The organism is Myroides sp. C15-4 (genome assembly GCF_050522745.1).
Classification (GTDB): Bacteria; Bacteroidota; Bacteroidia; order Flavobacteriales; family Flavobacteriaceae; genus Flavobacterium.
In genome coordinates this window covers 1-11,319 of record NZ_JBMVQX010000053.1, presented here as the reverse complement: position 1 = coordinate 11,319, position 11,319 = coordinate 1, and the positions used below count along the sequence as shown (strand labels likewise).

Annotated in this window: 4 protein-coding genes; all 4 read left to right on the top strand. The window is 37.5% G+C overall.

Translation table 11 applies throughout. From position 1 onward, the window contains the following. Positions 1–4,887, top strand: a 4,887-nt coding sequence (locus ACPDHL_RS15545) for a hypothetical protein (protein WP_430533641.1), incomplete at its 5' end; no start/stop codon positions are given. A gap of 28 nt (positions 4,888–4,915) precedes the next feature. After that, positions 4,916–7,405, top strand: coding sequence for a hypothetical protein (locus ACPDHL_RS15540; protein ID WP_430533640.1), 2,490 nt, complete (start codon positions 4,916–4,918; stop codon positions 7,403–7,405). Positions 7,406–7,465: 60 nt separating this feature from the next. After that, positions 7,466–10,039, top strand: a complete 2,574-nt coding sequence (locus ACPDHL_RS15535; RefSeq protein WP_430533639.1) for a hypothetical protein — start codon at positions 7,466–7,468, stop codon at positions 10,037–10,039. Positions 10,040–10,078: 39 nt separating this feature from the next. Further along, positions 10,079–11,319, top strand: a 1,241-nt coding sequence (locus tag ACPDHL_RS15530) for a gliding motility-associated C-terminal domain-containing protein (protein WP_430533638.1), incomplete at its 3' end; no start/stop codon positions are given.

Below are 11,319 nucleotides of genomic sequence, written 5' to 3'. Positions count from 1 at the left end.
ACCAACGTAAGTTTTACCTTAGAAAATGATCAGTTGGTTGTAACCGATTCAGCGAACCATAGCGTGCGTTTGGATGTGGCAGAGATTGCCAACAATACGACTTTTGTTACCAACCTTGTGGACAACCAAGAGTTTATTACCAAGTTGGGAGATAATGTTGAGTTTATCCAACACATTACCAACAACAACGAATTCATTGAAAATATTATCAATGAATTAAGAGGTAAATATGGAAATGTAAACTACAACCCAACAACCAATACATTTGTGTACTATGATGCACAAGGAGCGGAACACAATATTGATTGGTCTGCGTTAAATACAACCAACGTAAGTTTTACCTTAGAAAATGATCAGTTGGTTGTAACCGATTCAGCGAACCATAGCGTGCGTTTGGATGTAGCAGAGATTGCGAACAATACCACTTTTGTTACCAACCTTGTAGACAATCAAGAGTTTATTACCAAGTTAGGAAATAAGGTAGAATTCATTGAGCAAATTACCAACAACAACGAGTTCATTACCAACATCATTGAAGAGTTGAAAGACACTTACGGAAACGTGGGGTACGATACGGTAAACAACACCTTCTTCTACTACGATGAAAACAAGCAGCCCGTAGTTATTAGCTGGGATGCTTTAGGCAATACAAAAATCAAATCGTTTGTAGCAACGGATGAGTTCTTAACGATCACCGATACAGAGAACAATGTATTCGCTGTGAAGATGGACGACTTAGGAAAAATCATCGCCAATAACGATGTGTTTGTAACGGAACTAGTAGACAACCAAGAGTTTATTACCAAGTTAGGAAATAAGGTAGAATTCATTGAGCAAATTACCAACAACAACGAGTTCATTACCAACATCATTGAAGAGTTGAAAGACACTTACGGAAACGTGGGGTATGATACGGTAAACAACACTTTCTTCTATTATGATGAAAACAAGCAACCCGTAGTTATTAGCTGGGATGCTTTAGGCAATACAAAAATCAAATCGTTTGTCGCAACAGATGAGTTCTTAACGATCACTGATACAGAGAACAATGTATTCGCTGTGAAGATGGACGACTTAGGAAAAATTATCGCCAATAACGATGTATTTGTAACGGAACTAGTAGACAACCAAGAGTTTATTACCAAGTTAGGAAATAAGGTAGAATTCATTGAGCAAATTACCAACAACAACGAGTTCATTACCAACATCATTGAAGAGTTGAAAGACACTTACGGAAATGTGGGGTATGATACGGTAAACAACACCTTCTTCTACTACGATGAAAACAAGCAACCCGTAGTTATTAGCTGGGATGCTTTAGGCAATACAAAAATCAAATCGTTTGTAGCGACAGATGAGTTCTTAACGATCACTGATACAGAGAACAATGTATTCGCTGTGAAGATGGACGACTTAGGAAAAATCATCGCCAATAACGATGTGTTTGTAACGGAACTAGTAGACAATCAAGAGTTTATTACCAAGTTAGGAAATAAGGTAGAATTCATTGAGCAAATTACCAACAACAACGAGTTCATTACCAACATCATTGAAGAGTTGAAAGACACTTACGGAAACGTGGGGTACGATACAGTAAACAACACTTTCTTCTACTATGATGAAAACAAGCAACCCGTAGTTATTAGCTGGGATGCTTTAGGCAATACAAAAATCAAATCGTTTGTCGCAACAGATGAGTTCTTAACGATCACTGATACAGAGAACACGGTGTTCGCTGTGAAGATGGACGACTTAGGAAAAATCATCGCCAATAACGATGTGTTTGTAACGGAACTAGTAGACAATCAGGAGTTTATTACCAAGTTAGGAAATAAGGTAGAATTCATTGAGCAAATTACCAACAACAACGAGTTCATTACCAACATCATTGAAGAGTTGAAAGACACTTACGGAAACGTGGGGTACGATACAGTAAACAACACCTTCTTCTACTACGATGAAAACAAGCAGCCCGTAGTTATTAGCTGGGATGCTTTAGGCAATACAAAAATCAAATCGTTTGTAGCAACGGATGAGTTCTTAACGATCACCGATACAGAGAACAATGTATTCGCTGTGAAGATGGACGACTTAGGAAAAATCATCGCCAATAACGATGTGTTTGTAACGGAACTAGTAGACAATCAGGAGTTTATTACCAAGTTAGGAAATAAGGTAGAATTCATTGAGCAAATTACCAACAACAACGAGTTCATTACCAACATCATTGAAGAGTTGAAAGACACTTACGGAAACGTGGGGTATGATACGGTAAACAACACTTTCTTCTATTATGATGAAAACAAGCAACCCGTAGTTATTAGCTGGGATGCTTTAGGCAATACAAAAATCAAATCGTTTGTCGCAACAGATGAGTTCTTAACGATCACCGATACAGAGAACAATGTATTCGCTGTGAAGATGGACGACTTAGGAAAAATCATCGCCAATAACGATGTGTTTGTAACGGAACTAGTAGACAATCAGGAGTTTATTACCAAGTTAGGAAATAAGGTAGAATTCATTGAGCAAATTACCAACAACAACGAGTTCATTACCAACATCATTGAAGAGTTGAAAGACACTTACGGAAATGTGGGGTATGATACAGTAAACAACACCTTCTTCTACTATGATGAAAACAAGCAGCCCGTAGTTATTAGCTGGGATGCTTTAGGCAATACAAAAATCAAATCGTTTGTAGCGACAGATGAGTTCTTAACGATCACTGATACAGAGAACAATGTATTCGCTGTGAAGATGGACGACTTAGGAAAAATCATCGCCAATAACGATGTGTTTGTAACGGAACTAGTAGACAACCAAGAGTTTATTACCAAGTTAGGAAATAAGGTAGAATTCATTGAGCAAATTACCAACAACAACGAGTTCATTACCAACATCATTGAAGAGTTGAAAGACACTTACGGAAATGTGGGGTATGATACGGTAAACAACACCTTCTTCTACTACGATGAAAACAAGCAACCCGTAGTTATTAGCTGGGATGCTTTAGGCAATACAAAAATCAAATCGTTTGTAGCAACGGATGAGTTCTTAACGATCACCGATACAGAGAACAATGTATTCGCTGTGAAGATGGACGACTTAGGAAAAATCATCGCCAATAACGATGTGTTTGTAACGGAACTAGTAGACAATCAGGAGTTTATTACCAAGTTAGGAAATAAGGTAGAATTCATTGAGCAAATTACCAACAACAACGAGTTCATTACCAACATCATTGAAGAGTTGAAAGACACTTACGGAAACGTGGGGTATGATACGGTAAACAACACCTTCTTCTACTACGATGAAAACAAGCAGCCCGTAGTTATTAGCTGGGATGCTTTAGGCAATACAAAAATCAAATCGTTTGTAGCGACAGATGAATTCTTAACGATCACCGATACAGAGAACAATGTATTCGCTGTGAAGATGGACGACTTAGGAAAAATCATCGCCAATAACGATGTGTTTGTAACGGAACTAGTAGACAATCAGTTTTTTATTGATAAACTTGGTGATAGTAATGAATTTAAAACGCTGATTAAGAATAATTCGACACTAGCAAGTTTAAAAGTTACGGATGCCAATCTTAATACTGAAGAAGTAAAAGCAGGATTTGTCTTCCATAATGGTAAAGATGCCGTAGAGGTAAAATTTGCAGAAACGTTAACAGCAATGGAAAAAGGAACGAATCAAACGACAGGGATGATTGAGTACTATTTCATTGATGAAACGGGGCAACCTGATGATGTAGTAATGGAAATTACACAAGATGTTATTACTGATTTTGATAAAATAATCAAGGATACAACGGTAATTGATTTATTAAAAGATTTTATTTCAACAACGACTGGAACAGTATCAGTTGATCGAGATACAAATGGAGATATTATCATTACAACAGCAACCACGACTTTTAATTTAACCGATGAAATCCGAAGCAAGGAAACTAAAACGACCTTAACACCAGAAAAATACGATATGTATGTGTATTTGGATGAAGTGAATGGCGAATATTTAGAAGTACACGAAGAAACTGAACGCCCAGGAGAAACGTATTTAAGAACCTATAAGGCAACCAAATATGTGTATAAAAATGAGGCCAATGAAGATGTAGAGATTAAAGGATCTGAATTATTTGGAGCAACAGGGGGGAATAGTTTAGAAACGATTACTTCCCTAACCTTAGAGGATAACTATGGAGGTGTTGGAAAAGCTTTAGTTTTCCAAGATGAAGAAAAGTCAAAAAATCCAATTTATATCAAGGATATCTTTGAACAGTCTGAAACGTTAACTCAGTTAGAAGCCAAATTAGATACACGCGAATTGATTTATACAGACGAGAATAAAAACTCGACTATTATTTCGTTCAACGAGCTTGTTCAAGAGCCTTGGCATACGGGTAATGGGGTGCAAGCGACCAAAAATGATCAAGATATCTATACTATGGGATGGGTAGGGATTGGTTATACTACGAAGTCAGCCGCACCAAATGAACGACTACGTGTAAATGGAAGTATTACTGCAACGAATAGCTACTATGCGGATTATGTATTTGAAAACTATTTTGATGGTTTCTCTTCGTTGAAATATGACTATACTTTTAATGACTTAACTACAGTAGATAGCTATATTAAAACAAATAGACATTTACCTGGAATTACGCCAATTAGTGAGTTGGAAAAAACCGCAACAGGTTATTCATTTAACGTATCAGAGTTATCCATTCAATTATTAGAAAAAACAGAAGAACTTTTCTTACACGTAATTGAACAGAAAAAAGAGTTAGATCAAAAAGCGGATGAAATTCAAGTATTGAAGAATGAAGTACAGGATTTAACGAAGCGATTAGAAGCACTTGAAGCGCTTTTAAAATAGATAATTGTATAAGTCAAAAATGATATTGATGAAAAAAAATAACTTGAAATCTATTCAATATATAGTAGGGATGATGGTGGCTGTGTTTTGTACAATAGCCACCACTTTCGGACAAAATAATCCTCACACAACGAAGATTACAGATGGTTCGGTTGCCAATAGTGCTGTGACAGCTGCGCCTGCAACATTATTGGAATTGGAAAGTTCTACAAAAGGATTTTTGCTTCCGCGTATGACAACAGCAGAGCGAAATGCTATTACCATTACAGATATAGAACGTGGAAATGGTTTAGTGATCTATAATACCGATACAGACTGTATCAACTATTACAGTAGAGAAGGAAATCGTTGGTTGAGTTTATGTGGAACTTTACCTCCAGCTATTGCTGACTTAACCGACTGTAATCGAATTGTCCTGAGTGCATCAGGTAACGATTACTTAGAACAGGGGAAATTCTTAAAAGAAACAGATATTCTTTATGTACAGTTGAATGTGCAAGAAGCGGGTTCATACCATATTACTGCTACACCAAGCCCAGAAAATGGTTATTCTTTTAGCAAAAGTGGTAGTTTTAACGCACCTGGGGTGTATACTATTGCCCTAGATGGTTTAGGTACACCACTTACAGGAAATGAAATTCAAGGGGATTTACTTACGTTTTCAATTAACGGAAAAGTAAGCACCGTTTGTACTTCAACGCGTATTAAAGTAAAACCGTCAGATCTAGATTTTAAAATTAATGAACCACAAAATGTAGCAGCAACTTGGGATGCTTATATCGGAGTACCATTAAATGCAAACGATAATAAAGTGGAATTAGATGTCAATGTGACAAGAACGGGATTCTGGAGAGTACAATCAAATACGACTAATGGGATGTCTTTTAGTGGTTCGGGTGAATTTACAAGAGAAGGGAATCAAAAAATTGAAGTAGTTGGACAAGGTACACCTACGATTTCTACACCAGCTTCATCACCGAATGTTTTTACATTTACAACCAATTCAATTAGTCATACCAATCCGACGAATGCAAAAGTGATGGTGCATGTAAAACCTGTAGCATTTGAACTCCTATGTGATGATACCAATAACCCAATTGAAATTAGAGGAGGATACCAAGAAGATACGCGACTATCTCAGGCGAATTCTATTTTAATTCCAGTGAAAGTTTTAGCACCAGGAGCCACTTCGATTGAATTAAAAGGGCATTTTGTTGCAGGAAATACAACAACTCCGGTTAGTTTTAAAGCAAACAATGTGAACTTGGCATTCAATGCGAGTCGAAACAATATTCAGTTTGTAACCCTTTATCCGGAAGAAATAATGATTCCTAAAGGAACGACAGCAATTAAATTTACCAATCTTACACCTGGATCGTCAGCTATTTGTGCAACATTCCCAGAAATTACTGTAGAAGTACAACCGATTCGCTACACTATTCTGTGTAGTACCGTAAAAGTAAATGGATCCTATACCGTAGATTCTAATTTAGGAGCGAATCACTATATTGAACTTCGCGTAAATGTAGACTACCCAGGTCCGTATACAATAAGTACCAACGAAATCAACGGTGTTAGCTTTAGTGCAGCTGGTACATTCAGCGGTCAAGGACAACAAACAATTCGCTTGACACCTACAGGAAAATATACCGATGGTGGAAACCTAGCCTATACGATTACGACCAACAGTCAAATAGGTACAACGACGTGTTCAACGATGATTGATGTTCGATTTAGAGATATTGTTGTCTTGCGATTAGGATCAAATAACTATGGACCTTCTACCTCGAATACCTATGCTGGTGGAGCTATTTTAAATAGTAGAGTGAATTTTGGACCAACTGGAAAAGTGAAAGTAAATAACATCCGAATTCTAAATACATCAGTACAAGGCGAAAGTTTACGCAATTATATCGCGTCTAATAAAGTTGATATTATTGTCAACGTGATTGGATATAATTCTTCAGAAGCCACCAATCAAGTGTTATTAGATTTTGTGCGCAATCAAAAAGGAGTTCTGATTATTGGAGATGAGAATAGAGTGCATTCAACAACAAAGAGCTTTATTGAACAACTGACATCAAGTAGTGGAATTTTACACAATAGTAGATATACGATGTTGAATCCAGTGTTGAGTAGTGCAAATAATGATCCAATTATCAATGGACCTTTTGGAAACTTAAGCGGAAAATACCTAGGTAACGACGCGACGAATGGATGGTATTATAGCAACTTACCTACTAGTTTGGTTCCTTTAGTGAGTAAAGATGGAGATCCATCTTCAATTTGGGGATTAAAACACAAGGATTTAGGTTTTGCCTTCTTTGGTGATGGTGGATGGTTTGTAGGAACCGCTACAAGTACACATACCTCTATTTGGCCTTCAAAATATTTGGCAGATGGTACACCTATTGGAAAACCTTACTATCAAGGTAGTACGGTATATAACAGTGTGCTTTATGCAAACGTGATGGCATGGGCTATTGACTATGTGAAACAAAATAGACCCTCTAATTAATAGATAAGAAGCTGAAACGTCTTCGTAGGTTTCAGCTTCTTTAATCAAAAAATAATGCATATGAATTTAGAAAAAAAACAATATAAATTATTGTATTATATATTCTTAGCCGTCTTTTTTTGTATCACTACAGTGCAAGGGCAAAATACAAACATTAGAAATGGAATGAAGTTAACTGACCGTTCGGTTAGTGAGCCAGCTAGTGATGTACTACCTTTTAGTATTCTAGATTTAAGTTCGGTAGAAAAAGGATTCTTGTTGCCTAAAATGACAACGAGTGAACGTAGAAATATCCCAAAAGCGGATTTACAGCAGGGATTAATGATATATAATACGACTATTGATTGTATGGAGTTCTATAATGAAACTCGTGCTAGATGGTTAAATCTATGTGGAGAAATAGAACCAGCTACTTTTGTGATTCAAAATAGCAAATGTTCAACCATACAAATTGAAGGAAATTATTTTGAAGGGGTATTCTTAAAAGAACGTTCGAATATGATTTTCCTTGAAGTAAGTGTATCCACACCAGGGAGATATACTGTTGAGGCTACAGCTTATAATGGAGCAGATCCCAATGGATACGCTTTCCAAGGCAGTGGTATTTTTCCAGATGCTGGAAATTATCACATTGTGTTAAGAGGATCGGGTACGCCAATAAAAGGATATACACGAGATGGCAATGGAGCACCAACAAGCTCAGGTGACGAGATCAAATTTGTATTAAATGGAAAGGCTTCGAATTGTGTGATCCACAATTTTGTTGAAAAAGAATCCCTAAAATATAAAATTAGTCGCATTGATCCTGTAGGTAAGTTTTTTACAGGTGTTAACTTGACAGATTTGAGAAGTGGAAACCTTGAAGCAACCATTACGAATATTACCATGGGAGGAACCGTTGAAATCAACACGGTGGATAACAATGGAATTCGATTCTACGGTAGACATACGTTGACCCATGCGGAAATAGCTACCAAAACAGCGAAAGTAATCTTAAGAGGTCAAGGTGCCCCAGTAGTTCCGAAAAGTACACCATTGAATTTCTTTACCAATTCCCATGTTCAAGTAGAATTAGGACAATCTCCTGAATTTTACCCTTATTCGGTACGCATAGAACCGCTTACTGTAGATTTTTATTGTGCAAATGCCCAATATCCAATCAGCCACGAAGGTGTATTCGAATACAAGGTGAATTTAACAGCAAACAATAAAATTCACGTTCCACTGAAAGTACAAGCTACAGGTCGTGGTGAAGTAACAGGAACGGTTGAAATTGAAGGAACGGGTTATGGAAATCAAACCGAAAAAATAGAGTTTACTTCGGGCTTAATTGACTTTGTATTCAATGATTTACGTGATGATGTACAGAATGTGGTACTCACTCCTAAAGCAGGAACAGGAAAGCCAACGGTTAGCAATCGAAATATAACCGTAAAAATGAAGTTAACGTCTAAAGGAGCTCATGATTATGATTCTTCTTATTCAATTGAATTAACCGAATTAACGGGTTGTAATTACGATATTCCAGTATCAGGTGCACCTATTCAATATGAAGTAGATTGGAATAGAGCCCGAGTGATAGGAAAACTACGCCCTTATAAACCCGTATTCCTAACAGGACCCAATCAAATTGAAGTACCAGTTAAGGTTATCTTCCCTGGTGAAGCTGTGATTGAAACAACAAACCCTGTTAACGGTATTACGTATAAAGGAACTAGAATACTAACTGATGCAGAGGTAGGACGCGAAGTAAAGATGCTCTTGACAGCTGAGGGTACACCTCAAATGGCAGATCATTATACGATGGAACTTCTTGGAAATAGCGTTGGAAACGCAGAACAACGAGGAACTGTTGTCGTGCCTGTACTATATAGACCCATGGTGATTCTAGCCTCAGGAAGTAGTGCCGGTTATAGAGTAGATGATGGAGCAAAAGCAGGATTATTAAAGAACCCAGCGTATTTTGGACCAAATGGAATCGTTAAAGTAGAGGGTGTAACAGTAATCTCTGGAAGCCATTCGAACGCGAGTAGTTTTACTTCCGCCTTGAGAAATAATAAGGTCGATATTGTAATAGGTTCTTATAATTTTGGTTTTGATCGAGCAAAGAATGATGCTTTATATGAATTCTTAGTCTCCAAAAGAGGTGCCGCAATGATTGTAAACGAAGTGCATGAAACTTATGCAGCCAACTTTATTAATCAATTGGCAGGTGGTGGAGCTGCGACTATTAGTGGCGCAAGTACAGATCACCTCTTAGTTAATATAAATGACCCTTTAATTAGAGGACCCTTTGGAAACTTAGGTGGAAAAATGTTAGGAGAGGATCGAATTGGTAGAAAAATCAACAATTTACCATCTTCTTATATTAATTATGATGCAGATCCAAGTAAAGCTTGGGTTGTGCGACACAATAAACATGCCTTTGTCTATGTGGGAGATAGTGGATTCTTTAGAAATACTGTTTATGGCGTGAGTGGTAATGCTACAAATGCTACTGTTATAACAGGATCTGGATCAACTGGTGATAGTCGTGCAGCAACATACAATAGCCATTTTACCATGAACTTCCTGGCTTGGGCAATTGATTATGTTCAACGTACGACGGATGAATACTACTATGACCACCATTAACTATCGAAAAGATTTTTAAAACCTGGAAAAAAAGAAAGCATGAAAAATAAAATAAGATATGCTGTAGTAACATTAAGTTGCCTCAGTACAGCAGTTTATAGTCAAGAACCTTCGTTGATCAGCAACGAAGGGGTCTTGTCTGTCTCACCTGGAGATTTGATTTCCTTTGAAGGTACATTTGAAAATCAAGAATCTGGAGATGTTACCAATGATGGAACCGTGATTTATTTTCAACACTTCCTCAATGATGGATGGTACGGTATGACAGAAAATCGCAAAACTTCAAGGACTATTTTTACCGTTGATGGTGCTGCTGATGGAGTCAAACGATTAACGGGAAACGGAATTGCCTCTTTTTACCATGTAGAGTTTGATAATCCCGTAAACGAGGTTGCATTCGATTTAAAACAAAACATCGATATCTATGGCACTGCTGATTTTCAGTCCGGTATTATCAAAGTGGATCCTGCAAAGAATTCGGTTACGGGAGTTTCTCATGGAATGATTACATTTCAAAATGGGGCTACGACTTTAAATGTACGCGATGAAGCACATGTGGAAGGAATAATTGAAAAGATAGGAAATGAACCCTTTACTTATCCTAGTGGAGATCAAGGAAAATACCGCTATGCGCGTATTTCTGCTCCTAAAGGCACTAAAGATGTTTTTACAGGTGAATATAGGTATGATGATCCAGCCTTTTTCGAGTCTCGTCCCAATAAAGTAGGGGTGATCAACACCCTAAATACGAAAGAATATTGGCTGATCGACAAAGGAGAAAACAATACGAGCGACGTACTCTTAACCCTAAGTTGGGAGGAGACAACCACATCGCCTGATGTATTGAATACACCCGAAGAAAACTTGCACATTGTCCGTTGGGATGATCAAGCACAACTTTGGGTAGATGAAGGGGGAGTAGTGGACATGTCGACCAAAGAGGTAACCACTATTGCAACAGTCAAAGGCTATGGATTCTTTACCCTAGCCACTGTAAAGAAAGATTGGATTTTAGATGGTGATATCGTGATTTATAACTTAGTAACGCCTGATGGCGATGGTAAGAACGATTACTTTATTATCGATAACATCAAGAATTACCCCAACAATAAGGTAGAAATCTTCAACCGTTGGGGATCGCGTGTGTATGAAACCCGTGGTTATGATCCACAGGGGGACGGAAGCAGTAATGTTTTCCGTGGCTATTCTGAAGGAAAAGCAACCATTGATAAGGGAAGTAAACTTCCAAGTGGTACGTACTATTACGTCATTACTTATGA

Coding starts and splice junctions, on each gene's coding strand:
- ACPDHL_RS15535 (WP_430533639.1), top strand. CDS start 7,466: ATGAATTTAGAAAAAAAACAATATAAATTATTGTATTATATATTCTTA.
- ACPDHL_RS15540 (WP_430533640.1), top strand. CDS start 4,916: ATGAAAAAAAATAACTTGAAATCTATTCAATATATAGTAGGGATGATG.